Origin of the sequence: Hyphomonas sp. CY54-11-8 (assembly GCF_000682735.1) — a bacterium.
GTDB lineage: Bacteria > Pseudomonadota > Alphaproteobacteria > Caulobacterales > Hyphomonadaceae > Hyphomonas.
In genome coordinates, this window is sequence record NZ_AWFD01000012.1 from 201,168 (window position 1) to 226,389 (window position 25,222).

The following is a 25,222-nucleotide window of genomic DNA, read 5'->3' on the forward strand; positions in this document are numbered from 1 at the left end:
TAGCGGGGTGACCAAATGGCCACGGCAATTCCTTTCGGGGACGTCCCACAGGTATACGACAATGGAAGCCCGCTTTCGGGTGGGAAGATCTATTTCTATGCGCCTGGCACCTCGACGCTGCGCACACCGTATTCCGACACGGCGCTGAGTGTTCCGACGACAAACCCCGTCCTGCTGAACTCTGCGGGCTGGCCAGCCACGAATGTCTACCTCGATAGCTCTCAGGCCTATGACTACATCATCAAGTCTGCAGACGATGCCGAGACGCTCTGGCCGCGCACGACAATTCCATCCAATGCGTCTGCTTCCCAGCCGGTGGACGCGACCCTGACGGGCATTGCCGCGCTTGTTGGCACAGATGGCGACAGTGTTGAATGGACCGGCACGGATACGTTCCGCACTGTCAAGCGTACGGTGGCCACTTATTCCGCACTCAAGGCAATCACAGGCCAGCAGTCAGGTGACGAGGTTGCTGTGCTCGGTCGCACTACGGCGGGAGACGGTGGTAATGGGCATTTCCGCTGGGCAACGGGTGACCAGTCCACCAACGTGACTAATGATGCCTCCAGCGGCATTTATGTACCGCCGGACAGTGACACAGACGGCTCCAGTGGGTGTTGGGTGCGGCAGACGGATGGATCACGGCGATTCAATGGCCTCTGGTTTGGTGCGGTTGGAGACGGCGCAACAGACAACGCAACTGTCATGAACAACATGGTCGCCTTTATCGATGCCTTCAGCGTCGATGGCGGGGAGTTGTATTTCCCGGCTGGCACATACCAGATTGCAAGCGAAGTGACGCTGGACGTCATTGGGTTCCGGTTGACAGGGGATGGCCTGATTTCCGATGGCGACATAGCCACATCGGCCCTGACGATATTCGAGGGCACAGGCACAACGGCGCCTGTGTTTCGCATCAAAGTGGACAGGTTCCACCTGAATGGCTTCATGGTGTCGTCTGACGCAACCAGGTACGCGGCGACAAAGGTTACGGCTTCAAATTATTCGGGGCTGTCCCTGACGCGCAACGACCAGAACTTTGGTATCTGGATTGAGCCTGACGATAGTGCGTCCTCCGATGAGGTGGGCAATTTCCACGTCGAAGATGTCTGGATTGAGAAACAGCCTAATTCCAACTGGGTCATTTGTGGCAAGACATATGTGTCGGTGATCGAACGGTCTGGTTCCCGGTATTCCGGGGAACATGGCTGGGTTTTTGACAAAGGCACCTACACAGGCCGCACGAATGTTGAAAGCACAGGCATTATCGATGTCTACGGGTGTGAGGCCTATCAAAATGACGGCCACGGCCTGTGTTGCGGGCACCCTGATGATGATAGCGGTCCTTCTACGATCCGCATGACAATCATCAATTTTGACTCTTACACCAATGGGCAGGATGCTGCCGTCCTTCACGAAACATATGATACCTATTTCATTGCGGATAACAGCCGGATTGAGTACTCGGCATTTAACGGAAACAATACGCGCGGCGGCGTCTACACCGCAGGGTTAGGTATTGAACTCCTGAACAACAGATACCTTGATATCTCTTCCTCGCTTGAGCCGGTCATGGTGGACGGCACGCATTGCACGGGTACGCCGCGAACCACTTACGGGGTCAGGGTCTGGGGCGGATATGTGACCAGCTCCGGCACCTGCACAAATTTTGTCAGCACGCAAAACTCCCCAAACAATGTAGATGTCGAGGTGGACGTCCTGACGGGTGCATTCACCAATGCAGCTCCTACCTCCGTCATGGTCCGGCGCAAGCAGGGCGCGCTCCTCTGGAACGTGAACCTGACCCAGACCGGAACGCAGACACTGACCGGCAATACGACCCGTACCGGGACACTGACCCAGACCAGCGACATGACCGTTTCTGGCGGCGTCCTGAATGTTACGCGGGACTCAAATGTTGTTGCTGTCATCAACCGGACGACCAATGATGGCGACCTGATTTTCCTCCGACAAGACGGAACGACCGAAGGCACAATCAGTGTTTCAGGAACAACGGTCACCTACGGGTCATTCAACGGGTCGCACTGGTCGCAGTTTGAGGACCAGTCCTATCCCGATCTCCTGCCAGGCACGATCCTGTCATCTGTTGACGCCCTTTGCTCATGGAAATGGGACACATGGATGGAATGCGTGGAAGAAGCGGTTGTGAACGTCTTCACGGATGGCACCCAAGAGGAAGCGAGCCCGGCCCGCTATGAAGATCGCAGCGTCTGGTACACGGGCGACTTGCTGGATGGCGACACCTATACAGATGAACAGGGCAGGGTTCACACGATCGCAGAAGACGGCAATGACCGATTGCCAATGGTGGAGGTGAGCCAGTCAGCCGGGGATACGGCGGTCTATGGTGTGTTCCAGGGGCTTAGTAATTCAGACGGCGAGCCGGATATGTTTGTCGGAGCGCTTGGCGCCGGAAACATCAGGATTGCAGCTGGTGAGACCGTCCAGCGCGGCGACCTCATTGAAAGCAATGGAGACGGTTGCGGCAAAGTGCAGGCAGATGACGTCTTCCGGGCCTCTACCGTGGCAAAAGTCACATCAGCGGAAGTGATCGAGACTTACCCGGATGGGAGTTACCTGGTGCCGTGCACGCTGCACTGTGGCTAGATGAACCGCGTCATCTCGACAAGATGGTCAACCGGCTTGCCACGATCCGCGATGAAGTAGGCATTGTTTGTGGTTGTCTTCGCTCCGCCACGGTTCACATGGGGATGTTCGATCAGGCGGGGGTCAGACATGCCGGCCCATTCCAGCATCTTCAGGAACAGCGGCCGGGTCGCATGCCAGCCAAGCAGGGGCTGGTCACCAAGGTATTGAGGGGTGATGTCCGACCGGTTCTGGAGGAAGTCTGACTCGCCTTCGATGCATTGAGTTGAAACGACAAAGTGATCCGCATCGAACTGGCCGACATAATCGAGGACGAGTTGCGGGTAACGGAAATGGTAAGCGAGGCCGAGGAAGAGGACGACATCCATATGGCTGGTCTCTTCAGGGCGGATGTCAAAAAGCGCATCACCGGAGATGGAAAGCCGTTCTTCGGGAATTCCGAGCGTACCGCGTAGCCATTCGATTTTCTGCCGGTAGGGCTCATAGGGTTCCGCCGCATGGACCGTTGCCCCGCGCCGGACGAGTTCAACCGAAAGCCCGCCGCAATTGGCACCAATATCAAGGACGCGCTTGCCTTCCCAGAACCCTGCCGGAAAGCCCGCATCCAGAACCTTTGCAATATCCCAGCTCGCCCAGATGCCAGGAGTGAAAGCCCCTTCGCCAAGCATGCAGCGCTGCTGCCACGGCCCCATGGATTTCGCCTGCTCAACAGCCCGCAGATCTGAAGTCGAGAACGCAACGTCCGCAATTTTTTCCATGCTGTCAGCCATGGGTTTTTCCTTTCAGGAGGAGTTTGAAATGCAGCAGAAGATTGAATCCATCCTAGCTGGAACCGATCATGACGCCAACCCGGTCGGCCACCTTTGGGCGATCCGCGTTGGCAACCATTCCGGAGCACGTTCTGACGGTGTTGGGCTCGCCCGTGAATTGCTCTCGAAATACCGCCTTGAGCGCGGTGAACGCATCGCGCACCCGGAGCCGGTAACTGTCAGCGGCGAGGCGAAGCGCGGGGCGGTGCAGGAAGTAGAGTTACCGCCTGCACCGCCTACACCTGAAGTCGTGGAAAAGGTCATCGAAAACCCAGAGACACAGGAACGTCTCGCAGAGGCGCTGCGCAAGCTAGATGAAGCGAATGCCAAGCTGGAAGCGAAGAAGGCAGGGACTGACATTCCCCCGCCGGAAATCGCTGACCTGATCCGCCTGAACGAGAACTACGAGCGGACCAATGAACGGCTCGTAACCGGCTACCGCGAAGCTATGCAGCGCGCAGAGCTGGCCCGCACCCGTGACGGCATCTTTGAAGGCAAGTCCACCACGGAATGGCTGCGCAAGGCAGATCGCTATGACAGCGCGATCCGCTGGAACAAGGGCCGGAGTGCCGAGACTATCTAACTGACAGAAAGGGCGGGGGCATGGACGACGACCTGCACACGAGGCTTACCCTGTTGGAACGCACGGCAGTATCCAAGGACCAGCTGGTAGAGCGTGAGGACAAGCTGCTTGGCCGCATGGAAGACATGCTGAAGCGGTATATCTCGCAAGCCTCGGATGACCAGAAACACCAGTTCAAGCTGTTCGGCCATGAAATGGCAGACCAGTTGCGGGCGTGGGAAAAGAAGATCCACAGCGACCGTGACGAGATCGATGAAAAGCGGGAAGCAGAACGCGCGCCGCCTCCGCCACCACCGCAAGCGCTTTCCCCGATCCGCACATGGGTTGTGGCCAATTGGGCATGGGCCATCGGCATTGCACTGCTGATCGTGGCGCTACGTCCTGACCTCGCTGCGGCAGCTTTTCGCGTACTTACCTGACAGGGGCTGACAGATGAAAGAGTTCTTCACGTCGCTATGGGGCGGCACGACCGCATGTGCATCATGGATGCGTCACCAGTTCGCGGCGTTCTTTGCCAGCTTCTGGCTGTACGTCATCCTCTGGACGGTGGTGTTCGGGGCGTTTGTTGTCCTGCTCTACATTGACGGCAAGTTCAGCCGGCACCTTGCAGAAGGGGCGGCAATTGCGCCGCTCAGCTTCCAGGCAATGGGCTGGATGTACCGCCTGTTCGCTGCATCCTTCCTGATGGCCGCTGCCCGGTGCGCCTACAAGGGCATCAAGGGTAGGGCGACGTTCTATTTTCTGGGCGTGTTTGCGTCGATCATTGTCTGCATGCACGCCTTTGGGTTTGGCTTCGAGGCCCTGAGCGACAGGCGTGACCAGGCGATGGCCGCCCGTGAAATCGTGGCCGTCAAATCCGAGTCCAATGACGAAGTGATCAACGCCCTGAAAGAGCGCAAGGTAACCATTGACGGCGACCTTGAACGCGCGGTGGCCACACTGGATGCCGAAATCACGCAATACATCACGGACGGCAAGAACAACGACTATCTGGCAGACGACGCCCGTGTTCGCCGCAATGCGCTGCAGGACGAGGCACGGCTGGCCAAGCAGGACATTGACGCCCAGATCATCAACCTGATGACGGCAAGCGTCACGGACCGTCAGGAGGCCGTGGAAACGGCAGCAACGGCCAAGCCATGGGCGCCCCTGTTCATCGGTATTGCCCAGCTTGTCACATGGTCCAAGGAACCATCGGATTGGGCCATCTACCTGTGCGCCATCGGGTTCATCATATTCTGGGTGCTGCTCGGGGAAAGCCTCGTTATTTTCCTGCCGGAGCGCATCTATGTGATGCACCTGCATGACCGTCAGGAGCAAATCGACGCCAAGCGCTCCGAAGCCGCCAAGAAAGGCTGGGAAACCCGCAAGGCGAAGGAAGAGGCCAAACCGGAAGAGAACATCCCCGTCCGTGACGATGGCTACTGGTCCGAGCGTATCCGCAAGGCCTTGCGTACCAAGATGAAGAACCCGACCGCAGAGGGCATGTGGAACACGTATTTTCCCGGCCTTGCCTCTGTCCATGAACTGCGCGGCAAGCTGAGCGTTCGCCTGAAGCGCGGGCAAATGAGCCAGGACGAGTTCGACTTCATCATGCGGGAAGGTGAGTACGCGCCCCCGCCTCCGAAGGAATACCCGGTCGCACGTCAGGATGATCCTGAAATTGAACCGGACAATGAGGACGAAGACGAGGCGCCGCCCGTCGCTGCCGAGTAGGGGCTGAACCATGCTTACAACATCGAACCTTGCGAGTTTCCTGCTAGTCCGTGAAGGCTTCCGGAAGCACGCCTATGACGACGCGCAGCCGAATGTCACCCTTACGGAAGACACGGAGATCAAGGGCACGCTGACAATCGGAGTCGGGACGACGCATTACCCCGATGGCCAGCCTGTGCGCTGGAACGATTCTGTTTCCAAACAGGAAGCCCTCGATTACCTCCAGCACTATATCCAGACGGTCATTGAGCCCGCGCTTGAGAACCTCATTCACGTCCCGCTGGAGCCGCACCAGTATGACGCCCTCGGAAGCCTGCTTTACCAGTACGGCGAGCCCGAAGTTTCCGGCTGGCGCCTGATCAACCGCATCAACCGCGGCGACGACTGGCGCAATATCATTCTGGAATGGGTGACCGGCACCATCATGTGGATGGGCAAGCCGCTGTTCTGGCCGCGCCGCGTGGCCGAAGTCCTGATGTTCATGGGCCTCGACTGGCGGGCAGGGGACAATGTGCCGGCCGATTCCAACATCATCGACGTTGTGGAGGCCATGAAGCCGCCAGAGAAGCCGAAAGCCCTGCCAGCCCCTGAACTGCCAAGCCCCAAGCCGGAGCCCGCCATGAACGAAGCGCAGAAGAAAGCCCGCAGTGTGCAGGTTCCAGACAATTGGGATGACTACACCGACAGCGAGAAAGTGGCGTGGCTGAACGGTGACCAGAAAGCAAAGCTGCCCAGCAAGGCCGTTCGCGCGAAGGCCGTGATCGACGCGCCGAACGTGAAGGCCGAAGCCCCGCCCAAGCCCATGGAGGACAGCAAGACCTTCAAGGGCCTCTCCAAGAAGGAAAGCGGGCAAGAGGCCGTCATCATCGGCGGCACGGCAACAGTTGTCACGGGCGCCATGCCTGTTGCCAAGGAGATGGCCGGGTTCTTCAAGTCCTATGACCTGAAAGTCATCCTGACTGCCGGTCTGGTGTTTGGCGGTATCCTGCTGGCAGTCGGTGCATGGCGCTGGTGGCGCGGGGCCGTGCTGGCATGGGAAGGCCGTCAGGAAGCCGACGCGCCGAAGATCTGATGCCCTTCTACGTCACAGCCTGGAACTGGCTGGCCAAGAACCCGGTTGCCCAAGGCATCGCCGCTGCAATCGGCGTGGTGCTGGCATTCATGTTCTGGCTGGCAGCGTTCCACGATCCGCGCATTCGCAGGGAAGCCCGCGCAAAGGCGGAGAAAGCAGCCCGCAAAGCCCAGACCAAAGCCATCAGGGAAATTGAGGAGGAAGCAGATGAACGCATTGAGAAAGCTAAGCAGGCCCGCGCTTCTGTGCCTGATACTGACGTTCTCGACAGCATGTCAGACGACGAATACGAGTTCCTCTTCGGTCGTAAGCGAAACGGCTGATCTGGCCTCTGAAAAGACCGCACAGAGCATGTGCGAGGCAACCCGTCCTGACAGCATTGATGACGTGTCTGATGACGAGTTCCGGGGGCTTCCGTTAGACGTGCAGAAGAAGATTCTGGCGGACTATCGTGCATGGAAAGCTATGGGGTGCGAGTGATGACCAAGCGCCCATCAGCCCGGTATGCCGGTGATCCGTCAGTAAAAAGACATCACCACTGGACCGCCAGTGCCGCACACCTTATCATGGTCCTGTTCCCGTGGCTGACGATTGCCCTGCTGGCAGGATACATCACCATCCACAAGGACCGAAACGAACTGGAAGCCTTCTGCGCTACCGCTGGCATTGTCCCTGATCGCTTTCTCTGCACCGACATTCGCAAGTGCGGGGACGTGCCATACTGGTCCAGCACCGCGGCCCTATCAATGAATGCACAAGTCAGAGCCCAATGCGGGCCAATCACAAACGAAGTCACCATGACCATTCCTTACGAGACTTACGCGCCTTCAGAGGAAACCATTGCGCTGATCAAGGCGGAGATTGGGGACATCAAGGCATGGCAGCGGGATAAGGTTATTCAGTCGGCGGTTGCTGAGATGGGTGGTCCGGATTGAGACCAGTATCCGTGAACGCGGGGACCGGTGTGCCGGACCTGTGAAAATCGGCCCGATACGCGCATTATGCGCACCAGCCCCGAATGGCGTGCTTCAAAAAATGTAATGGAAACTGGTCGGAGTGAGAGGATTCGAACCTCCGGCCCCTGCCTCCCGAAGACAGTGCTCTACCAGGCTGAGCTACACTCCGCGCCGAAGAACGGGCTGTTTACGCCCCGCGGCGGATTTTGCAAGGGGGCAAAAGCGGGCGGGTGCAGCTTATCCGGCAACAGGAAGCGCGGGCTCGGCCGCGCCGGGCGCCCATTGCGGATATTTCGCCATGATGGCGCGGAAGCGGGCACTGTCCTTGTGCCCGGCCAGCCAGGTTTTGACCGGGCCGGGCGCGGCGGTCTCCCACCAGTCCAGGTCGATGTGGGCGAACTGGCGCACGAAGGGGAAGATGGCCATGTCAGCCAGCGTCGACGCCGGGCCGAAGAGCTGCCCGCCATGGTCCGCGATCCGCCCCGACAGGCTCTCGAGGATGGCCAGCCCCGCGTCGCGGTTCTCCACCGGGTCTGCGCCCTCATCCTCATACCGGTTCGGGTATTTGTAACGGTCGAGCGCGCGTTTGAACGGCCCGTCATTCTGGGCGATCAGCGCGTCGGTCTCCGCCGCATCGGCGCTGAGCCAGCCTTTGGGATCCGCCTCAGCCAGCGCCCAGCGCATCACGTCGAGGCTTTCGTCGACCACCTCGCCGTTTGGCAGCACCAGCACGGGCACAGTGCCTTTGGGGCTCGCCTTCAGCATCGCCGCCGGCTTGTCGCGCAGCACCACCTCCCGCACGCGAATGTCCAGCTGCGCCACCGACAGGGCTAGCCGCGCGCGCATGGCATAAGGACAGCGGCGGAACGTGTATAGGATCGGTGCGGCTGGGTCCGGCATCACTTCGCGGGAAAGCCTTCCGGGTATTCCGGAAGAGCATCTTTCGGGTCGTACCAGCTGGCGCAATCAGACCGCCAGATATGGCCTAGCGGATTGCCTTCGATCTCTGTGTCGAGGCAGCCGAGCCGCAACAGCACGACAGGCTGGTTCACCCGCTCCGCCATGATCTGAGATCCGCATTTGGTGCAGAAGTGGCGGAATTTGCCCGTGCTCGATTCAAACCGGTTCAGCGCCTCTTCGCCTGCCGTCCAGCGGAACGCGTCACGCGCGACCGGCATGACGGAGGAAAACGCCGCGCCGTGCGCCTTGCGGCAGGTGTGGCAATGGCAGTGGATGATCGGGCCAGGATCGGCGATCACTTCGTAGCGCACCGCGCCGCAGAGACAGCTGCCCTCAAGCATCTTCGGTTCCGGCAGCCTCAGCCTCTGCCTCTTTTGCCTCCAGAGCTTCTTCGCGGCGGCGGGCGGCGACGGCGGCAGCGTCGGGGCCCATATGCGCCTCGCCGCGTTCGCGCGCGAGGTTGATCTGCTTCTGGCGCTCGGCGAAGCGGCGCTTCTGGTCCAGCGTCATTTCGTCGATACAGTGCGGGCAGGACACGCCGGGCACATAGGCATTGCCCTTCTTGTCGTCCTCGGTGATCGGCCGCTTGCAGGCGTGGCACATGTCATAGTCGCCGGGCGTCAGATCGTGCTTCACCGAGACGCGCTCGTCGAACACGAAACATTCGCCGCGCCACAGGCTTTCTTCTTCAGGAACCTCTTCCAGGTATTTCAGGATGCCGCCGTGCAGATGGTAGACGTCGTCGATGCCTTCAGCCTTCACGAAGCTTGTCGCTTTCTCGCAGCGGATGCCGCCGGTGCAGAACATGGCGATCTTCGGCTTGCGGCCTTCGGCTTCGAGTTTTTCGCGGAAGGCACGGAACCATTCCGGAAATTCACGGAAGGTCTTCGTCTCCGGGTCGATGGCGCCCTCGAACGTGCCGATGGCGTACTCATAGTCGTTGCGCGTATCGATCAACACCGTCTCCGGGTCACTGATCAGCGCATTCCACGCGTCCGGCGCGACATAGGTGCCGACGAGGGCATTCGGGTCCGTGCCCGGTACGCCCATTGTGACGATTTCCTGCTTCAGGCGCACTTTCAGGCGCAGGAACGGGTTCTCGTCCGCTTCGGAGAATTTCGCCTCCAGCGCCTCGGCCCCTGGCAGGGCACGCAGTGCGGCGAGCGCCGTATCGATGCCTTCTGGGCTGGCGGCGATGGTGCCGTTCACGCCTTCGGCGGCCAGCAGCACGGTGCCTTTGACACCGGCCGCCTCCAGCGTGGCTCGCAGCGGCTCGCGCGCGGCCTCGAATGTGGGGAACGGGAAGAACAGGTAGAAGGCGGCGATACGTGTGGTCATGGGCCGAGCTTATGACAGATTGTCCGGCAGATTTGAACATTCGGCTGCACGCGGCAAAAAGCCGGTGCGCCGTTCATAGGCATCCGGTTCGCTTTGCCGCATGCAGGTCCGGTTTCGATTGCACCGCACCGGGGCTTCGCTTACCGTCCGCTAGGTAAAGCCCATGGAGACTTTAATGAAGATTCGTCAAACCACCTTTGCCGTCGCCGCGATTGCCGGCGTTTCCCTGCTCGCCGCTTGCGGCGGCAGCGACAGCAGCGCGCCAGCAGCAGACACCGCCGCGCCGGCGGCTGAAGAAGTCGTGCTCGACAACGGCATGACGCCGAAGGAGCAGATCGAGCTGCGCCAGGGCCAGCTGAAGAAAATGGGCAAGGCGTTCAAGACGATCAGCGACGAGCTGAAAGCCAGTGAGCCGGACATGGCCGCCATCCAGGCGGCTGCTGCCAGCGTGCCGGTGGAATCAGAAGGCATGGCAGACTGGTTCCCGGCCGGCACCGGTCCGGACTCCGGCGTGAAGACCGATGCGCTGGCGGCCATCTGGGAACAGCCGGACCTCTTCACCGAGAAAGTCTCCAACTTCCAGATGGCAGCAGGCGCTCTGGCAACGGCCGCGGAGACTGGTGATCTGGCTGTTATCGGCCCTGCCTTCGCCACGACCGGCGGCACCTGCAAGTCCTGCCACGAAACCTTCCGCGCGGACGATTGATCCGTCATGGCCGGCAGCACGCGCATCCTCGTCTGGGACGGGGCCCTGCGCCTGTTCCACTGGTCCGTTGTCCTTCTCGTCGCTGCTATGTGGTGGACGGCGGAGAATGGCGTGATGGACTGGCACAGGCGGATGGGCATGATCCTTGTCGGCCTGCTTGCCTTCCGGATCGTCTGGGGGCTGATCGGTCCGCAGACGGCCCGGTTCGGCAGCTGGCGCATCGGCCCGGCCGCCATCCTCGGCTACATCCGGAATCTGCGCAGCGGCGTCCACAAGCCGAGCTTCGGGCACAATCCCATGGGCACGCTCAGCGTCATTGCCATTCTGGCGGCGCTGTTCGTGCAGGTGGGCACGGGCCTCTTCGCGGTGGATGTGGACGGTCTGGAATCCGGCCCGCTGGCGTCGCTCGTCTCGTTCGAGGCCGGGCGCCAGGCGGCGGAGATTCACGAGATTAGCTTCAACGTCCTGCTGGCCCTGATCGGACTGCACGTTGCGGCTATTGTCACTTACCTGTTCTTCTTCAAGGACAATCTCGTCCGCCCGATGGTCACCGGCCGCCGGGCCAGTGAAGACTTTGGCGATGCTTCCTTAAGCGATGCAAGGCTTTCCTGGCTGCGCCTCACCATTGCGGTCGCCGCAGCGTTTGCCGCCATGTGGGGCGTTTCGAACGCGGGCTGATCGACCCCCCCCGCTAGTTGCCTGCCATTGCCTCGTCAGCTGCATGCTCGATCATCCGGCTGATGTGGGAGTTGCGGTTCCGCAGAAACTCCGTCAGCAACTCCGGATAATCCGCACGCACCGCGCCGCGCACCGAAGTGCGGGCAGCAAGGCCTGCGCGCCATTCGGCCAGCGCCGGAAGGCCGTCCATCAGCGACAGGCCTGCCTGCGCCTCGAATGTGTCGAAGTACCGGAAGACCGGGCCATAGACAGCGTCGACCAGCCCGAACGTCCCGCCGTTGAAATAGGGTCCATCCGGACGGCTGGCGCGTTCCGCTTCCAGGCGTTCGAGGCTCGTTCTCAGCGCGTGCGCTTCCTTGTCCAGGGCTGCTTCGTCTTCCGCGTTGTAGAGACGGGATATGCCGGACAGAATGGCAGAGCCGAATTCCATCCAGCCGCGCTGGCGTGCGCGTTCCAGCGGTTCGGAAGGATATAGCGGGTTCGGCTGGGTCTCTTCGAGATATTCGAGGATCACGGCGGATTCGAAGATCACCGCTTCGTCGTCGCCGGTGCCGACCTTCAGGAGCGGCACCTTGCCCAGCGGCGACATATCCAGAAACCAGTCCGGCTTGTTGGAAAGGTCGATATCGATACGCTCGAACGGGATGCCTTTTTCGGCAAGGGAAATAGCGGCGCGTTGCACATAGGGGCAAAGCTTGTGGCTGATAAGGGTCAGGGGCGCCATACTCTCATCCTCCTCTTGGAGGGACGACGTGGGAATGGCTCCGGCAGGCACAATACGCGCTAACGGGAAGTTGATCAGTACGTCAGCCAGTCCGGCACAGCTTCCAATGCCGGCTGATGAAAAAAGCCGGGGACGCGGCAGCGCGCGTCCCCGGCCTTCCGAGGCAACCCCATCCTACTCGGCAGCGACGGGTTGGATCCGACCGGTTTCAAGCGGACGCTCAAGCGCCGCCCAGTCGATCTCCGCATCGGTTGCCGCATTCTCATACTGCAACACGCCGAGCGCCTCGAACTTTGGCTTCACTTTCTCGGTCAGCAGGCCGACCCGTTTCAAGTTCGGGATCATCCGCTCAAAGAGGAAATTGCGGAAGGCCTGTCCGCCCGCTGAGTCGATGGCGGCGCGGCGCGCTTCCTCGCGGTCGAAGCCGAACTCTTCCTCCACCACGGTGGAGAACAGCCGTTCGCGCATGATGGCGCAGGCTTCATAGGCGAACTGGGCGCGTTCCTCGATTTCCTCTTCCGGCAGCGACTTGATCCAGTCTTCCAGATAGTTGACGCCGAAGGCGACGTGCCGGCCCTCGTCACGCATCACCAATGTCACGATCTGGCGCAGCAGCGGATCGCGCGTCGTCTGCGCCATGGTCTGGAATGCGGCCAGCGCGAGCCCTTCGACCAGCACCTGCATACCGATGAATTTCAGGTCCCAGCGCGGATCGGTCAGGATCTTGTCGAGCAGCAGCTTGAGGCTCGGATTGATCGGATATTCCACCCCGCAGCGCGTGCGCAGGTATTTGTTGAACACTTCCACATGGCGCGCCTCGTCGAACGTCTGCGAGGAGGCATAGAGTTTCGCGTCATAGGTCGGCGCGCAGGAGACGAGCTGGGAGGCGACCATCATGGCGCCTTGCTCACCGTGCAGGAATTGCGACAGCACCTGTGCCTGCGAGCGCCAGGCATATTCATTCTTTTCCTTGTCGCTCATGGCGCGATAGATCGGATGATCGTGCAGCGGATTGAGGCCGGCCTGCGAGGGGCCTTCGCTCTTGTCGAAGGGCACGTCCCAGTCGACATCGAGCTCGGCGTTCCAGTTGAAACGCTTTCCGAGTTCATAAAGGCGGCGGATCTTCGCGTTCGCGCTTTCATAGTCCCAATTGTAGGAGCCGGTCAGCGGCGTGTTGAAGATTTCGCGGATGATTTCGACGTCTTCGGGCGTCAGCTTGTCTGCCAGTTCACCGGGATCCTCGAAGGTGCGGACATCGGTGGGCGGGGCGTCGACGAGATGGACTTTCATGGCATTTCTCCCAGTTTATCGCCGGCCATGAACGGGCGGACTGGCCGGATTGGAGAAACGCTAACTCCTCAAAAACAGGGGCAAAATACGGAAAATGACGTAGGCGTCATTTTTTTAGGTTAAATTTTGGACAGGTTCGGCGGGGCCGTTTCTATGCTTCCAGCCAGTTCCGCAGGGCCTGCGTCATGGCCTCCGGCTGTTCCAGCGGGGTCATGTGGCCGGCATTCGGGATCATGACGAGATCGGCCCCCGGTGTCAGGGCGGCCATCTCGCGGTGGCTTTTCGGCGTGGTGAGCATATCCTCTTCTCCGCAGGCGACAAGCACAGGGCAGTCCAGCGCTGCCAGCGCATCCCGGTTGTCGGGGCGCGGCAGGCGGGTCTGGCGGGCGAAGACATCGGCGCCGAGACGTTCGGTCATCGCACGGATCTCGGCCACCAATGCTGCATTCTCCCGGTTCTGCGGGGAGAGATAGGCCCCGGCCAACTGGTCGCTGAAGCCATGGAAGCGCGTCGAGCGTTCTGCCATATCGGCCGTCTTGCGCCGTGCGGCGAGCGTCTCCGGCGTGTCGGGCATCATGGTCGTATCGAGCAAAGCGAGCCGGCTGATCCGCTCCGGCGCCTGGCGCACCATGTCCATGGCGACGATGCCGCCAAAGGAGAAGCCGGCGAGCGCGAATGTGTCCTCCGCCATTGACAGCACAGACGCGGCCAGCTCCGCGAAGGAGCGTCCGCGTGTCACATCTGCAACGACCGGGCGGCAGACATCGGCGAGGGCTGCGACCTGATGGCGCCAGAGGCCGTCATCATTGAGCCGGCCGGGAATGAGGATCAGCTGCGGCAGGGCCATGCGGGTCGGGTCTTATACGGTCAGGACGCGCGGCAGCTTGAAGGTCACCGTTTCGCGGGCGGTCTCGATGTTCTGGACGGTTACGTCAAACCGGGACCGGCAGGACGCGATCACGCCCTGCACCAGGTCTTCCGGCGCGCTCGCTCCGGCGGTGAGGCCGAGGATGGTGACGCCATCGAACCAGTCCCAGTCGATATCGTCGGCGCTGGCGACCAGTTCGGCCCGCGCGGCGCCTGCGCGCAGGGCGACTTCGACGAGGCGTTTCGAGTTGGAGCTGGTTTCCGCGCCGATGACGAGGACGAGACCCGTGCCTTCGCCGATCACTTTCACCGCTTCCTGGCGGTTGGTGGTGGCGTAGCAGATGTCTTCCTTGTGCGGGGTCGAGATGCCCGGGAACCGCCTTTGAAGCGTCGCCACGATGTCGGCTGTGTCGTCCACGCTGAGCGTGGTCTGGGTGACGAAGGCGAGGTTTGCCGGGTCCATCGGCTGGAAGGCCTCGGCATCCTCGACCGTCTCGATCAAATGGATGCGGCCGGGCGGCAGCTGGCCCATCGTGCCGATGACTTCCGGGTGTCCGGCATGGCCGATCAGCACGATCTCGCGGCCCTCGCGGTCATGGCGTTCGGCTTCGACGTGTACCTTGGAGACCAGCGGGCAGGTCGCATCGACATAGATCATGTTGCGGGACTGGGCCTCCGCCGGCACCGATTTCGGCACGCCATGGGCGGAAAAGATGACCGGGCGGTCTTCCGGGCATTCGTCCAGTTCTTCGACGAAAATGGCGCCCATTTCCTCCAGACGGGAGACGACATGGGCATTGTGGACGATCTCGTGGCGCACATAGACCGGGGCGCCCCATTTCCCAAGCGCTTCCTCGACGATCTGGATGGCACGATCCACCCCGGCGCAGAAGCCTCTCGGGGCGGCGAGGCGGATTGTAAGCGGGCGCCTTTCCGTCATTTCATCTCGTCTCCGGTTGCCTTGGCGACCTACCTGCCTTAGCGGCGTTGCACGGGGGCGCGTAGCCCTTTAACACAGGCCGGGCAAGTTCAGATGGGGCCGCCGGGCCGCCAAGCCAAGAGATACGCCCAGAGATAAGCCCAGAGTTTCTGGCCAAGAAGGACAGCGAAACGCATGCGCATCATCCTACCGATCCTCGCCCTGGCACTGGTGGCCGGCTGCTCCAGCACCAAGGACCTGGCCGAGTCGCTCGACACCCGCCAGAACGCCGGTGCCTGTCCGCCGGTCGGATCGATCTATGATGCCTCCCGGATTGTGGAATTCCGCGACGGTTCGGACGAGCTCTACACCGATATCCGCTACACCGGCGAAATCACCGATGTGCGCAGCTTCTGCCGCTATACCGGCGACAATCCGCTGACCGCCGAGCTGGAAGTGGACTTCGCCTTCGGCAAGGGCGCCGCAGCCGAAGCGAATTCGCACGATTTTGCCTACTGGGTGGCCGTCACGCGCCGCAACGGCAAGGTGCTGGCGAAGGAATACTACACCGTCACCGCCAAGTTCGAGGGCGGCAGCAAGCTCGACGGCACGTCCGCCAGGATCGACCGGATCACCATTCCCCGCGCCGATGAGACCATCGCCGGCTCCAACTTCGAAATCGTGGTCGGCTTCGACCTGACCGAGCAGGAGCTGGAGTTCAACCGCGCGGGCAAACGCTTCCGCATGGACGCCGGGTCCTGATCCATGGCCAGCCTGATGAAAGACCTGTCGGCGGCCGCCAGCGCCGCCTTTGAGGCCATGGGCCTCGAAGCCCGCTGGGGCGATGTCCGCCGGTCCGACAAGCCAGAACTGGCAGACTTCCAGTGCAATGGTGCGATGGGCGCGGCCAAGAAGGCCGGCAAGATCCCGCGCGACGTGGCTGCCGAGGTCGCCGCCGCGCTGAAGGAACATGAGATGGTCCTGTCGGCGGAAGTTGCCGGGCCGGGCTTCATCAACATCCGCGTGTCGGACGAGGCGCTGGCCGCCCGCGCCGAAGCTGTGCGGGGCGAGAAGATGTCTGGCGCCGAAGGCGCGCCGGACCCGCAGGTCACTGTCATCGACTTCGGCGGCCCGAACGTTGCCAAGCCGATGCATGTCGGCCACCTCCGCTCGGCCGTGATCGGCGACACGCTGCGCCGCCTGCTGACCTTCCTCGGCGATGATGTGACGGGCGACGTCCACCTCGGCGACTGGGGCCTGCAGATGGGCCACCTCGTCACCGAGCTTCAGGACGAGCAGCCGGACCTCATCTATTTCGATGCCTCTTTCGAAGGGCCGTACCCGGAGGATTCGCCGGTCACGATCGACGACCTCGCCCGCATGTATCCCGCCGCCAGCGCCAAGGCGAAGGACGACCCGGCACGCCTCGAGCGCAGCCAGAAGGCTGTCGCCGAGCTGCAGGCCGGGCGCCCCGGCTACCGCGCGCTGCTGAAGCATTTCATCGATGTCTCGGTCGCCGCGCTGAAGATCGACTATGAATTCCTGAACGTCCATTTCGACCTCTGGAAGGGAGAAAGCGATGTCGACGACCTGATCCCGGAACTGGTCGAGCGGTTCAGAAATGCTGGCATTGCCGAAGAAGACGCCGGCGCCGTGATCGTGCGAATTGCGCGCGACAGCGACAAGAAAGAAATGCCGCCCGTCATGCTGATCAACAGCCGCGGCGGCACCGGCTATCACACGACCGACCTCGCCACGATCATGGACCGGATGGAGAACCTGAAGCCGGTGCCCCAGCGCATGCTGTACGTGGTGGACCAGCGTCAGGCGCTGCACTTCGAACAGGTCTTCCGCGCCGCCGAAATGGTCGGCCTGATCGATGAAGGCCGCCTCGAACATATTGGCTTCGGAACGGTCAACGGTCCGGACGGCAAACCCTTCAAGACCCGCGAAGGCGGCGTCCTGCGCCTGGCTGACCTGAACGCCATGGCGCTGGAAGAGGCGCAGAAGAAGATCGTCGAGGCGGGCAAACTGCCGGAAGACATGGGCGCAGAGGAACGCGATCAGGTCGCCGCGAACGTTGCGCTCGCCGCGCTACGCTTCTCGGACCTGATGAATACGCGGACCACGAACTATGTCTTCGACCTCGACAAGTTCACGAGCTTCGAGGGCAAGACCGGGCCGTATCTGCTATACGCCGCCGTGCGCGTGAAATCATTGCTGCGCCGCGCCGAGGCCGACGGCAACAAGGCAGGCGACATTGTTATCGGCCACGATGCCGAACGTGCGCTGGTCCTGCAGCTCGACCATTTCGCGACCGCCTGCCTTCAGGCGCGCGAAAAGCGCATGCCGCATGTCCTGTGCGAGCATCTCTACAATCTGGCGCAGGCCTTCAGCAGTTTCTATGCGGCCCTGCCGATTGCGGCGGAGTCGGATGATGCCACGCGCGCCAGCCGTCTCGGTCTTGCCTCTGCGGTGCTGAAACAGCTGGAGACGGGCCTGGACCTTCTGGGCATTCGCGTGCCGGAACGGATGTAACGGCGCACGCGCGCTCAAGACAGCAGATCTGAATGAAGGCCACGGCCTGCAGTGCGGCTAGCATCAGCGCGGGCAGGAACACGGCGTCCGTCGGCATCATGCGGCGGAAGTGGCGCGGGTCCGGGTCTCCGCTGATCCAGTAGAGCGCCGCCACGGCCGGGATCAGCAGCACGATGACGGCGTCGAATATCCGGTGCAATCTGCGCTGGTGCCTGTGGTCCGCCGCATGCCGGGGCAGCAACAGCGTGCCGAAAGACCAGGCCGCGTACCAGATCACGCCGCCGGCCAGCAGCCAGAGATTGGCGTGCAGTTTTGCGCGCTCCAACACGAAGGCGAAGCTCTGGTCCGGCTGCCGCTCCAGCAGGAAACTGCCCAGCCACAACCACGGTCCGCCAGCGAGAAAGGCGGTGGTCCAGCAGGCATGGCGGGCAGGGGCGCGCAGGCGGGTCATGGGAGGGCTCCGAAGGTCGGCTCCCGATGTGGCATGTCCCGGAAATCCGGAAAAATCACATGGGCTCACACTTGCGTGGCCGGCGGGTGATACGGGTAAGTCCGGTATAGTCCGTCATGGTCTTGGATGATCATGCCTGGTCATGGCGTAGACGGATTTGGTGCTGGTGTGATCATTCCCCACACGCGTCACGCCCGCTGGCTAACGGCCATCTGGACGCCCATCTCCGAACGCGCAGGCAAACACGTCAAGTCATGACGTTCCCGAGGTCATGTTCAGAGCTGGATCCCCAGACCGTTGCGCGGTCGGGGATGACGCAAGTGGGGCGCTATCCACCAGCCCGATGCACTGAACCTGCTGCAATCACTGCCTCAAGAACAAAACTATCCGACACCTCTGTATCCGGATGTATATTGCCCGGCATGTCGCTGTTTCGCCTTCCTCCGGGCTGCCCGCCGCAGCTTGCCTTTCTCTGGCCCCTGATCTGGGTCCAGATACTGATGCTGCGCGCGCAGATCTGGGCGGCCTATGGTCGGGGTGTGAAGTATCGTTGGAGCGTGACGGACAATCTCCGTCTACCTGGTCAGCATCGACTGGATTCCGGGGTAGAAAAGCGAACGCGGGTGGCTGAAGCCGCGTGCGCATTCCAATGACCGCCTCGCTGCGGCCTGCGACGGCCGGGCGGCGGCGCCAGAATATCTCCACCTGCAGCCCCTCATCTCAACACTTGCTCCGGCGGACGACGCGCGTCTGCGTGTCGTCGAAAGCCGAGAGGGAGCGAGGCTTTCTTCTCCCCCTGCCGGAAATCCGACGCGTTTCTGCCCTCCGAAAATCTGACCTTCCACCAAGCGCCTTCACGGGCGTCGGTCCTGCTTGTGCAAAGGCGGGGGTGTTGCGTCTGCTCCAAGGCTATCCCACCTATAAGGGGGAGTTCAGCTCAAGAGCAGGGAGGATACGCGACATGGCCAAAAAAAAGGCCAAGGCGGTACCGGGCCCGGACCAGCCCGCCAAGGACGGCATGGAGTGGGAGCTTGCGTCCCAATGGGCGCAAGGCTGGAAAATCCTCAAATGGTCGGCCACCGCCTTTCTGGTGATCGCCTTCCTCGTCGTGATCGGGCAGGGCTTCCTGTTCTATCGCATGTTCGACGATGTCCATCCGGTGCTGGGCTATGCCTATATCGTCATCCTGGCGCTGATGCTGGTGGTGCTGGTCGGCCGGCCCATCATGGGCTTTCTCGCCATGCCGGTCGCCGCGAAGCCGCCTGCCATTGCGATTGACCCGAAAGCGCCCGCCCCGAAAGCGCTGGCTGCGCGGCTGCGCTATGACCTGAAATACCTGCTGATGCTGTCTGAAAACCCGCTGGTTCAGGAGGAGCGCGGCGAACTGGAAGAAAGCATCCTGCGCGGACAGGCCCTGCTGGAGCGCGCGCGCCGCGCCACGCCGGAAGAAGCGCTGATGATCTCCGCCGACCTCGAACACTTCGAGCGCGACCATATCGAGGCGGTCCTGAAGCCGCTCGACAAGAAAGTCGACCAGCTGATCCATGCCGAAGCGGTTGCTGTCGGCGTCGCCACGGCGGTCTCTATGAATGGCACGGTGGATGCCTTCATTGTGCTGTGGCGGAACGCGAATCTCGTGGCCAAGGTCGCCCGGACCTATTTCGGCCGCCCGCACCTCTGGGGCAGTCTGCGCATCCTTCGCGATGTTGCCGCCATCGTCGTCGTCGCCCGCGCGCTGGAGGATGTGACGGATCTCACCGGCGATGTCATCGGCAGCCTGCTCGGCCGGATGGGCGGCCTCGTCGCCGGGCCGGTCATGGATGGCGGGGTGAACGCGATGATGACGCTGAAGCTCGGCTATCTCGCCAAGCGCCGCTGCCGCAGTTTCAAGGGCTGGTCGTCCGGGCAGGCAAAAGCGATTTCGGCCGAGGCGCTGAAGGATGTGAAGGAAGAATCGGGCTCGGTCATCGGCGACCTGCTGAAAGGCGTCGGCGGGCTCACCTCCACCGCGACGCGGGCGACGGAGAAGGCGCTCGCCGGCTCCCGCAGCGCCTGGGGCCTGGTGCAGAGCTGGTTCGGCGGCAACAAGCCCGCCGGAACAGGGCCGGGCAGCTGATTGGGGTGCTGGCAGCCGCCTCATTCTGAGGCAGGCCTGTGGATAGCGCCTCTGGCAAGGCGCTACGCGCTTGCTGGCGCCCGGAATCCACGCTAGCAGGGGGACAGTATAAGTCCCCCCCGGGAGAGAGCGGGTATCAAGCCCCGCCGCCGAAGGCGCAACCGCCCCGGAAACGCTCAGGCAAAAGGGCCGGGAGAGGACCAACACGCTGGAAAGAGGCGGGCCGTCTGGCGCCACCTCGCCGAAGGAGCAAGCCCGGAGTTCAAGGGCGGAATCTCTCAGGCGCCGAGACAGCGGGGGCGACGGACATGCGGCCGAGGCCGCTGACGTCTCCTGTGATGAGGGCGCCCATGGCCAACACAACGGCGGACACAACGACCGAAACCCTGAAGCGGACCCCGCTTTATGACCTGCACGCCGAGTGTGGGGCGAAACTGGTGCCGTTTGCCGGGTATGAAATGCCGGTCCAGTTCCCGGCCGGTGTCATGGAAGAGCACAACTGGACCCGCGCGCATGCCGGCCTGTTCGATGTCTCCCACATGGGGCCATGCTTTCTGACCCTCGAAGACGGGATCGGCGGCGGCGACGAAGCGCACGCCAAGATCGCGGCCATGATCGAGGAACAGGTGCCGAGCGACATCACCAGCCTGAAGCCCGGCCAGGCACGCCTCACCGTGCTGCTGAACGAAGACGGCGGCATCCTGGACGACCTGATCATCACCCGTCCCATCGGAGACGACGCGCAGGGCAGCCTTTACATCGTCGTCAACGGCGCCATGAAGGAGCAGGACTGGGGCATCTTCGAGAAGAAGCTTGCCGGCCGTGCCGTGCTGACCCGCGCCGACGACCGCATCCTGTTCGCCCTTCAAGGCCCGGAAGCGGCCGACGTGATGAAGGATTTCTTCCCCGGCTGCGAAGCGCTGAGCTTTATGCATCACATGCCCTTCGAACTGAACGGCACGCGCTGTATCGTCTCCCGTTGCGGCTACACTGGCGAGGATGGGTTCGAAGTCCTCGTGAAGCCGGAAGCCGGTATTCCGCTGGTCAAGGAAATGCTGACCGATGAGCGAGTGAAGCCCATCGGCCTCGGCGCGCGGGACTCGCTGCGCCTTGAAGCGGGCCTCTGCCTGTATGGGCATGACCTCGATCCCACGACGTCGCCGATCGAAGCCGATCTCGGCTGGGTCATCCAGAAGCGCCGCCGTGAGGCGGGCGACTTCCCCGGCGCCGAGCGCATTCTCCGGGAACGGAGCGAAGGCCCGGCCCGCAAGCGCGTCGGCATCAAGCCGCTGGAGCGCGCCCCGGCCCGCGAAGGCACGGAAATCCATATCGGTGGCGAAAAGGTCGGCGTGGTTACGTCCGGCGGGTTCGGCCCAAGCGTCGGCCATCCGGTCGCCATGGGCTATATCGCCACGGCGCACGCCGCGCCGGGCACCGAAGTCCAGTTGATGGTGCGCGGCAAGGCGCGCCCGGCGGTTGTCGCCGACCTTCCCTTTGTTCCGCATAATTATAAGCGATAGGAGCCAGACCCCATGACCCGCTACACACAGCCGACGACCTTCTACACCGAAGACCATGAATGGGTGACGGTTCACAACGACCTCGCCACGGTCGGTATCACGCACTATGCCGAGAACGCCCTCGGCGACATCGTTTTCGTTGAACTGCCAGAGGTCGGTGCCGAGTTCGCGCCGGGCGACGACATGGCCGTCGTCGAAAGCGTGAAGGCCGCGTCCGATGTCTACGCCCCGATCCACGGCAAGGTGGTGGAGGTGAATGGCGCGCTTTCCGACAAGCCGGAAACCGTCAACGAATCCCCGACGGAAAAAGGCTGGTTCTGCGTCCTCGAAATCAAGGACGGCGCCGAGATTGCCGGCCTGATGGATGAGGCCGCTTACAAGGCCTATTGCGAGACCCTTTAGGTTTCACGGACACTTACGGAGTACGGGATGCGATACCTTCCCCTGACAGCGGATGACCGCGCGGAGATGCTGAACACCATCGGCGCGAAATCGGTCGATGATTTTTACGCAGACGTTCCTGAATCTGCCCGCCTGCATGGCTCGGTGGAGGGCCTGACGGACCATCAGGGGGAACTCGCGGTCGAACGGCACATGTCGAAGCTGGCAGCGAAGAACCGCGCGGCTTCGTCTGGCCCGTTCTTTGTCGGTGCCGGTGCCTACAAGCACCATGTGCCGGCCACAGTGGACATGATTATCCAGCGCTCCGAATTCCTGACGACCTACACGCCCTATCAGCCGGAAATCGCGCAGGGCACGCTGCAGACCCTGTTCGAGTTCCAGACGCAAGTTGCGGCGCTCACCGCCATGGATGTGGCCAACGCCTCCATGTATGACGGTTCGACGGCCTGTGCCGAAGCGGCCGTGATGGCGACCCGGGCAACGCGCCGGAAAAAGGTGATCCTCTCCGGTGGCCTGCACCCGCACTACGCAGCCGCCACAAAACTTCTGTGCGAAGCGCAAGGCATCGAAGTTGTGCAGCTCGAGCATGCCATCGATGGCGAACTGGCGCTGGCTGATGCCGTGGATGATCAGACGGCCTGCGTGATCGGCCAGTCGCCGAACACATTCGGCACCGTGTCGGATCTCTCACCGGTGGCCGAAGCCGCGCACGGCAAGGGTGCGCTTCTGGTGTCGGTGTTCACCGAAGCCGTCTCCCTTGGCCTCGTCACGCCGCCTGGCGAAATGGGCGCGGACATCGCCGTTGGCGAGGGCCAGTCCATCGGAAACGGCCTGAACTTCGGCGGACCCTATGTGGGACTCTTCGCCTGCACGCAGAAACTGGTCCGCCAGATGCCGGGACGCCTCTGCGGTGAAACGACCGACGCCGAAGGCAAGCGTGGTTTCGTGCTGACGCTTTCAACACGCGAGCAGCACATCCGGCGCGATAAGGCGACGTCGAACATCTGTACGAACTCCGGCCTGTGCGCGCTGGCCTTCACGGCGCACATGACGTTGCTTGGCGGCAAGGGGCTGGAGCAGATGGCCGTGCTGAACCACGAAGCGGCCTGCGACCTTGCTGATGCGCTGGCCGCCGTGCCGGGCGTCGAGATCCTCACGCCGCGCTTCTTCAACGAGTTCGCCTTCCGTACGCCTATGAATGCCGAAGCCGTGCTCGCCATGCTGGACGAAGCCGGCATTGTTGGCGGTGTTCGCGCCAGCCGCCTGTTCCCGGGAGACCATATGGGCGACGTGATTCTTTGCGCCGCCACCGAATGTACAACGCCAGAAGACATAGCGGCTTACGCGGCTGCCCTTAAGGAGATCATCTGATGAGCATGAACACTCAGGGCCGCCCTACGTCTCCGGAGTCTGTCTCCATGTCGTCGATTGAAACCGTGTCTGGTTCTCGCGGTCTACTGCAACACGAAGATCTGCTGTTCGAGATCGGTACGTCGGAAACGACAGGCGTTGATCTGCCGGCGCCGAAAGGCACCAAGAACCGTCTCGGCGGTGTGACGCGCAAAGTGCCGACCGGATTGCCTGGCCTGTCGGAGCCGCAAGCGGTGCGCCATTACATGCGCCTCAGCCAGAAGAACTATGCCATCGACCTTGGCCTGTTCCCGCTCGGCAGTTGTACGATGAAACACAATCCGCGCCTCAACGAAAAGATGGCGCGCCTGCCGGGCTTTGGTGACATCCACCCACTGCAGCCACAGGCGACCGTGCAGGGCGCGCTGGAGCTGATCGATGAGCTGGCGACCTGGCTGAAGACGCTGACCAACATGCCCGCCGTGGCGATGAGCCCGAAAGCCGGTGCGCATGGCGAGTTCTGCGGCATGATGGCCATCCGTCAGGCGCTGATCGCGCGCGGCGAAGTCGAGACCCGCAAGCGCGTTCTGGTGCCGGAGTCTGCCCACGGAACAAACCCGGCAACGGCGGTCCAGTGCGGTTTCATCGTTGACGAGATCAAGGCCAACAAACGCGGCCGGGTCGACATGGCTGACCTGAAAGCGAAACTGGAAAAGTCTGACGACATTGCCGGCATCATGCTGACCAACCCGAACACGTGCGGCCTGTTCGAAACAGACATCAAGGAAATCGCTGACCTGATCCACGCGGCAGGCGGCTATTTCTATTGCGACGGCGCGAACTTCAACGCGATTGTCGGACGGGTGCGCCCGGGTGACCTGGGCGTCGATGCGATGCACATCAACCTGCACAAGACCTTCTCCACGCCGCATGGCGGTGGCGGTCCGGGGTCCGGCCCGACCGTTCTGTCTGAAGCGCTCGCGCCCTATGCACCTGTGCCGTTTGTCGTGAAGGATGCCGACGGCATGTATCGCCTCGTCGAGGACATCGAAGGCGTCGCGTCGGAAAGCTTTGGCCGCATGGTCGCCTTCCATGGCCAGATGGGCATGTTCGTGCGCGCGCTGACTTACATTCTGAGCCATGGTGCAGACGGGCTGAAGCAGGCCTCGGAAGATGCTGTGCTGAACGCCAACTACATTCAGGCCCGCCTGAAGAAAGTGATGACGGCGCCGTTCGAAGGCTATTGCATGCACGAGGCGCTGTTCTCGGATGCCTTCACCGCCGAAGGCATCGAGACGATCGACATTGCCAAGGCGCTGATCGACGAGGGATATCATCCGATGACGATGTATTTCCCGCTGGTCGTGCACGGCGCCATGTTGATCGAGCCGACGGAGTCGGAATCGAAGGCTGAGCTCGACCGTTTCTGCGACGCGTTGGAATCGATTGCCCGCCGGGCGGCGCAGGGCGACGAAGCGCTGAAAGGCGCGCCGTATCTTGCCCCGATGCGACGTCTTGATGAGACGAAAGCTGCGCGCAAGCCGGTCCTGAAATGGGCGGAGCCGGAAGAAGCCCCGCCGGTCGCAGCCGAGTAGAGTG

General features: G+C 62.1%; 24 protein-coding genes, 1 tRNA gene and 1 riboswitch. Of the genes, 16 read left to right on the forward strand and 9 right to left on the reverse strand.

What is annotated here, in order from left to right:
• Positions 1-15 precede the first annotated feature (15 nt).
• Positions 16-2,628, forward strand: a complete 2,613-nt coding sequence (locus HY17_RS09570) for a hypothetical protein (protein WP_034766181.1) — start codon at positions 16-18, stop codon at positions 2,626-2,628.
• Here the strand turns inward: HY17_RS09570 and HY17_RS09575 are convergent.
• Complete coding sequence (locus HY17_RS09575) at positions 2,625-3,398, reverse strand: bifunctional 2-polyprenyl-6-hydroxyphenol methylase/3-demethylubiquinol 3-O-methyltransferase UbiG (protein ID WP_034766182.1); 774 nt, start codon at positions 3,396-3,398, stop codon at positions 2,625-2,627. The genes HY17_RS09570 and HY17_RS09575 overlap by 4 nt on opposite strands.
• 28 nt (positions 3,399-3,426) lie before the next feature.
• On the opposite strand from HY17_RS09575, the gene HY17_RS09580 reads away from it, so the two are divergent.
• The 6 genes from HY17_RS09580 to HY17_RS09605 all read left to right on the forward strand — a co-directional run bounded on the left by HY17_RS09580 (position 3,427) and on the right by HY17_RS09605 (position 7,743).
• A complete protein-coding gene (locus tag HY17_RS09580; protein WP_155843586.1) occupies positions 3,427-4,020 on the forward strand; it encodes a hypothetical protein in 594 nt (197 codons plus the stop codon).
• Positions 4,021-4,040: 20 nt separating this feature from the next.
• A complete protein-coding gene (locus HY17_RS09585; RefSeq protein WP_034766184.1) occupies positions 4,041-4,439 on the forward strand; it encodes a hypothetical protein in 399 nt (132 codons plus the stop codon).
• A gap of 13 nt (positions 4,440-4,452) precedes the next feature.
• Entirely contained in the window at positions 4,453-5,736 is a 1,284-nt protein-coding gene (locus HY17_RS09590; RefSeq protein ID WP_034766186.1) for a hypothetical protein, read from the forward strand.
• A gap of 10 nt (positions 5,737-5,746) precedes the next feature.
• A complete protein-coding gene (locus tag HY17_RS19405; RefSeq protein WP_051599894.1) occupies positions 5,747-6,808 on the forward strand; it encodes a lysozyme in 1,062 nt (353 codons plus the stop codon).
• The gene (locus HY17_RS09600; protein WP_034766187.1) at positions 6,808-7,131 is read left to right on the forward strand and encodes a hypothetical protein; all 324 of its coding nucleotides are present in this window, start codon (positions 6,808-6,810) and stop codon (positions 7,129-7,131) included. The genes HY17_RS19405 and HY17_RS09600 overlap by 1 nt, the downstream gene beginning before the upstream one ends.
• A gap of 156 nt (positions 7,132-7,287) precedes the next feature.
• Positions 7,288-7,743 carry a hypothetical protein gene (locus HY17_RS09605; RefSeq protein ID WP_034766188.1) on the forward strand — a complete coding sequence of 152 codons (456 nt, stop codon included), beginning with the start codon at positions 7,288-7,290 and terminating at the stop codon, positions 7,741-7,743.
• A gap of 113 nt (positions 7,744-7,856) precedes the next feature.
• On the opposite strand, the gene HY17_RS09610 is transcribed toward HY17_RS09605, so the two are convergent.
• From HY17_RS09610 to HY17_RS09625, 4 genes are all read right to left on the reverse strand, one after another.
• Positions 7,857-7,933 (reverse strand) — tRNA-Pro (locus HY17_RS09610).
• A 68-nt stretch (positions 7,934-8,001) separates the two neighbouring features.
• Positions 8,002-8,664 carry a glutathione S-transferase gene (locus HY17_RS09615; RefSeq protein ID WP_034766189.1) on the reverse strand — a complete coding sequence of 221 codons (663 nt, stop codon included), beginning with the start codon at positions 8,662-8,664 and terminating at the stop codon, positions 8,002-8,004.
• Positions 8,664-9,065 (reverse strand): GFA family protein, encoded by a 402-nt coding sequence (locus tag HY17_RS09620; RefSeq protein WP_034766190.1) that lies wholly within the window; start codon positions 9,063-9,065, stop codon positions 8,664-8,666. Before HY17_RS09620 ends, HY17_RS09615 begins: the two co-directional genes overlap by 1 nt.
• Positions 9,058-10,062 (reverse strand): rhodanese-related sulfurtransferase, encoded by a 1,005-nt coding sequence (locus HY17_RS09625; protein ID WP_051599896.1) that lies wholly within the window; start codon positions 10,060-10,062, stop codon positions 9,058-9,060. The genes HY17_RS09620 and HY17_RS09625 overlap by 8 nt, the downstream gene beginning before the upstream one ends.
• Positions 10,063-10,237: 175 nt before the next feature.
• Between HY17_RS09625 and HY17_RS09630 the strand changes: the two genes are divergently transcribed.
• Both HY17_RS09630 and HY17_RS09635 read left to right on the forward strand, forming a co-directional pair.
• Positions 10,238-10,768, forward strand: coding sequence for a cytochrome c (locus HY17_RS09630; protein ID WP_051599899.1), 531 nt, complete (start codon positions 10,238-10,240; stop codon positions 10,766-10,768).
• A 6-nt stretch (positions 10,769-10,774) separates the two neighbouring features.
• Positions 10,775-11,446 (forward strand): cytochrome b/b6 domain-containing protein, encoded by a 672-nt coding sequence (locus tag HY17_RS09635; protein WP_034766191.1) that lies wholly within the window; start codon positions 10,775-10,777, stop codon positions 11,444-11,446.
• 13 nt (positions 11,447-11,459) lie between these two features.
• Here HY17_RS09635 and HY17_RS09640 read toward each other — a convergent pair whose 3' ends face one another.
• The 4 genes from HY17_RS09640 to ispH form a co-directional block, all read right to left on the reverse strand.
• Positions 11,460-12,170, reverse strand: a complete 711-nt coding sequence (locus HY17_RS09640; protein WP_034766192.1) for a glutathione S-transferase family protein — start codon at positions 12,168-12,170, stop codon at positions 11,460-11,462.
• Between the two features lie 174 nt (positions 12,171-12,344).
• A complete protein-coding gene (locus tag HY17_RS09645) occupies positions 12,345-13,460 on the reverse strand; it encodes a ferritin-like domain-containing protein (RefSeq protein WP_034766194.1) in 1,116 nt (371 codons plus the stop codon).
• A 151-nt stretch (positions 13,461-13,611) separates the two neighbouring features.
• Complete coding sequence (locus tag HY17_RS09650; RefSeq protein WP_034766195.1) at positions 13,612-14,307, reverse strand: alpha/beta fold hydrolase; 696 nt, start codon at positions 14,305-14,307, stop codon at positions 13,612-13,614.
• A gap of 12 nt (positions 14,308-14,319) precedes the next feature.
• A complete protein-coding gene (ispH, locus tag HY17_RS09655) occupies positions 14,320-15,267 on the reverse strand; it encodes a 4-hydroxy-3-methylbut-2-enyl diphosphate reductase (RefSeq protein ID WP_034766197.1) in 948 nt (315 codons plus the stop codon).
• A 174-nt stretch (positions 15,268-15,441) separates the two neighbouring features.
• Between ispH and HY17_RS09660 the strand changes: the two genes are divergently transcribed.
• The 7 genes from HY17_RS09660 (at position 15,442) to gcvPB (ending at position 25,218) form a co-directional block, all read left to right on the forward strand.
• The gene (locus tag HY17_RS09660) at positions 15,442-16,008 is read left to right on the forward strand and encodes a hypothetical protein (RefSeq protein WP_065382912.1); all 567 of its coding nucleotides are present in this window, start codon (positions 15,442-15,444) and stop codon (positions 16,006-16,008) included.
• Between the two features lie 3 nt (positions 16,009-16,011).
• Positions 16,012-17,784, forward strand: a complete 1,773-nt coding sequence (gene argS, locus HY17_RS09665; RefSeq protein WP_034766198.1) for an arginine--tRNA ligase — start codon at positions 16,012-16,014, stop codon at positions 17,782-17,784.
• Positions 17,785-19,196: 1,412 nt separating this feature from the next.
• The gene (locus tag HY17_RS09670; protein WP_034766199.1) at positions 19,197-20,351 is read left to right on the forward strand and encodes a DUF697 domain-containing protein; all 1,155 of its coding nucleotides are present in this window, start codon (positions 19,197-19,199) and stop codon (positions 20,349-20,351) included.
• 110 nt (positions 20,352-20,461) lie between these two features.
• Positions 20,462-20,553: riboswitch (glycine riboswitch) on the forward strand.
• Positions 20,554-20,701: 148 nt separating this feature from the next.
• Entirely contained in the window at positions 20,702-21,871 is a 1,170-nt protein-coding gene (gene gcvT, locus HY17_RS09675) for a glycine cleavage system aminomethyltransferase GcvT (RefSeq protein ID WP_034766200.1), read from the forward strand.
• 12 nt (positions 21,872-21,883) lie between these two features.
• Positions 21,884-22,273 (forward strand): glycine cleavage system protein GcvH, encoded by a 390-nt coding sequence (gcvH, locus tag HY17_RS09680; protein WP_034766201.1) that lies wholly within the window; start codon positions 21,884-21,886, stop codon positions 22,271-22,273.
• A gap of 27 nt (positions 22,274-22,300) precedes the next feature.
• Positions 22,301-23,644, forward strand: coding sequence for an aminomethyl-transferring glycine dehydrogenase subunit GcvPA (gene gcvPA / locus HY17_RS09685; RefSeq protein WP_034766204.1), 1,344 nt, complete (start codon positions 22,301-22,303; stop codon positions 23,642-23,644).
• Positions 23,644-25,218, forward strand: coding sequence for an aminomethyl-transferring glycine dehydrogenase subunit GcvPB (gene gcvPB / locus HY17_RS09690; RefSeq protein ID WP_034766205.1), 1,575 nt, complete (start codon positions 23,644-23,646; stop codon positions 25,216-25,218). The genes gcvPA and gcvPB overlap by 1 nt, the downstream gene beginning before the upstream one ends.
• Positions 25,219-25,222: the final 4 nt, after the last annotated feature.

Excerpts from the sequence above, each read along its gene's own strand:
- HY17_RS09570 (WP_034766181.1), top strand. The coding sequence starts at position 16 with ATGGCCACGGCAATTCCTTTCGGGGACGTCCCACAGGTATACGACAAT.
- HY17_RS09575 (WP_034766182.1), bottom strand. The coding sequence starts at position 3,398 with ATGGCTGACAGCATGGAAAAAATTGCGGACGTTGCGTTCTCGACTTCA.
- HY17_RS09580 (WP_155843586.1), top strand. The coding sequence starts at position 3,427 with ATGCAGCAGAAGATTGAATCCATCCTAGCTGGAACCGATCATGACGCC.
- HY17_RS09585 (WP_034766184.1), top strand. The coding sequence starts at position 4,041 with ATGGACGACGACCTGCACACGAGGCTTACCCTGTTGGAACGCACGGCA.
- HY17_RS09590 (WP_034766186.1), top strand. The coding sequence starts at position 4,453 with ATGAAAGAGTTCTTCACGTCGCTATGGGGCGGCACGACCGCATGTGCA.
- HY17_RS19405 (WP_051599894.1), top strand. The coding sequence starts at position 5,747 with ATGCTTACAACATCGAACCTTGCGAGTTTCCTGCTAGTCCGTGAAGGC.
- HY17_RS09600 (WP_034766187.1), top strand. The coding sequence starts at position 6,808 with ATGCCCTTCTACGTCACAGCCTGGAACTGGCTGGCCAAGAACCCGGTT.
- HY17_RS09605 (WP_034766188.1), top strand. The coding sequence starts at position 7,288 with ATGACCAAGCGCCCATCAGCCCGGTATGCCGGTGATCCGTCAGTAAAA.
- HY17_RS09615 (WP_034766189.1), bottom strand. The coding sequence starts at position 8,664 with ATGCCGGACCCAGCCGCACCGATCCTATACACGTTCCGCCGCTGTCCT.
- HY17_RS09620 (WP_034766190.1), bottom strand. The coding sequence starts at position 9,065 with ATGCTTGAGGGCAGCTGTCTCTGCGGCGCGGTGCGCTACGAAGTGATC.
- HY17_RS09625 (WP_051599896.1), bottom strand. The coding sequence starts at position 10,062 with ATGACCACACGTATCGCCGCCTTCTACCTGTTCTTCCCGTTCCCCACA.
- HY17_RS09630 (WP_051599899.1), top strand. The coding sequence starts at position 10,238 with ATGAAGATTCGTCAAACCACCTTTGCCGTCGCCGCGATTGCCGGCGTT.
- HY17_RS09635 (WP_034766191.1), top strand. The coding sequence starts at position 10,775 with ATGGCCGGCAGCACGCGCATCCTCGTCTGGGACGGGGCCCTGCGCCTG.
- HY17_RS09640 (WP_034766192.1), bottom strand. The coding sequence starts at position 12,170 with ATGGCGCCCCTGACCCTTATCAGCCACAAGCTTTGCCCCTATGTGCAA.
- HY17_RS09645 (WP_034766194.1), bottom strand. The coding sequence starts at position 13,460 with ATGAAAGTCCATCTCGTCGACGCCCCGCCCACCGATGTCCGCACCTTC.
- HY17_RS09650 (WP_034766195.1), bottom strand. The coding sequence starts at position 14,307 with ATGGCCCTGCCGCAGCTGATCCTCATTCCCGGCCGGCTCAATGATGAC.
- ispH (WP_034766197.1), bottom strand. The coding sequence starts at position 15,267 with ATGACGGAAAGGCGCCCGCTTACAATCCGCCTCGCCGCCCCGAGAGGC.
- HY17_RS09660 (WP_065382912.1), top strand. The coding sequence starts at position 15,442 with ATGCGCATCATCCTACCGATCCTCGCCCTGGCACTGGTGGCCGGCTGC.
- argS (WP_034766198.1), top strand. The coding sequence starts at position 16,012 with ATGGCCAGCCTGATGAAAGACCTGTCGGCGGCCGCCAGCGCCGCCTTT.
- HY17_RS09670 (WP_034766199.1), top strand. The coding sequence starts at position 19,197 with ATGGCCAAAAAAAAGGCCAAGGCGGTACCGGGCCCGGACCAGCCCGCC.
- gcvT (WP_034766200.1), top strand. The coding sequence starts at position 20,702 with ATGGCCAACACAACGGCGGACACAACGACCGAAACCCTGAAGCGGACC.
- gcvH (WP_034766201.1), top strand. The coding sequence starts at position 21,884 with ATGACCCGCTACACACAGCCGACGACCTTCTACACCGAAGACCATGAA.
- gcvPA (WP_034766204.1), top strand. The coding sequence starts at position 22,301 with ATGCGATACCTTCCCCTGACAGCGGATGACCGCGCGGAGATGCTGAAC.
- gcvPB (WP_034766205.1), top strand. The coding sequence starts at position 23,644 with ATGAGCATGAACACTCAGGGCCGCCCTACGTCTCCGGAGTCTGTCTCC.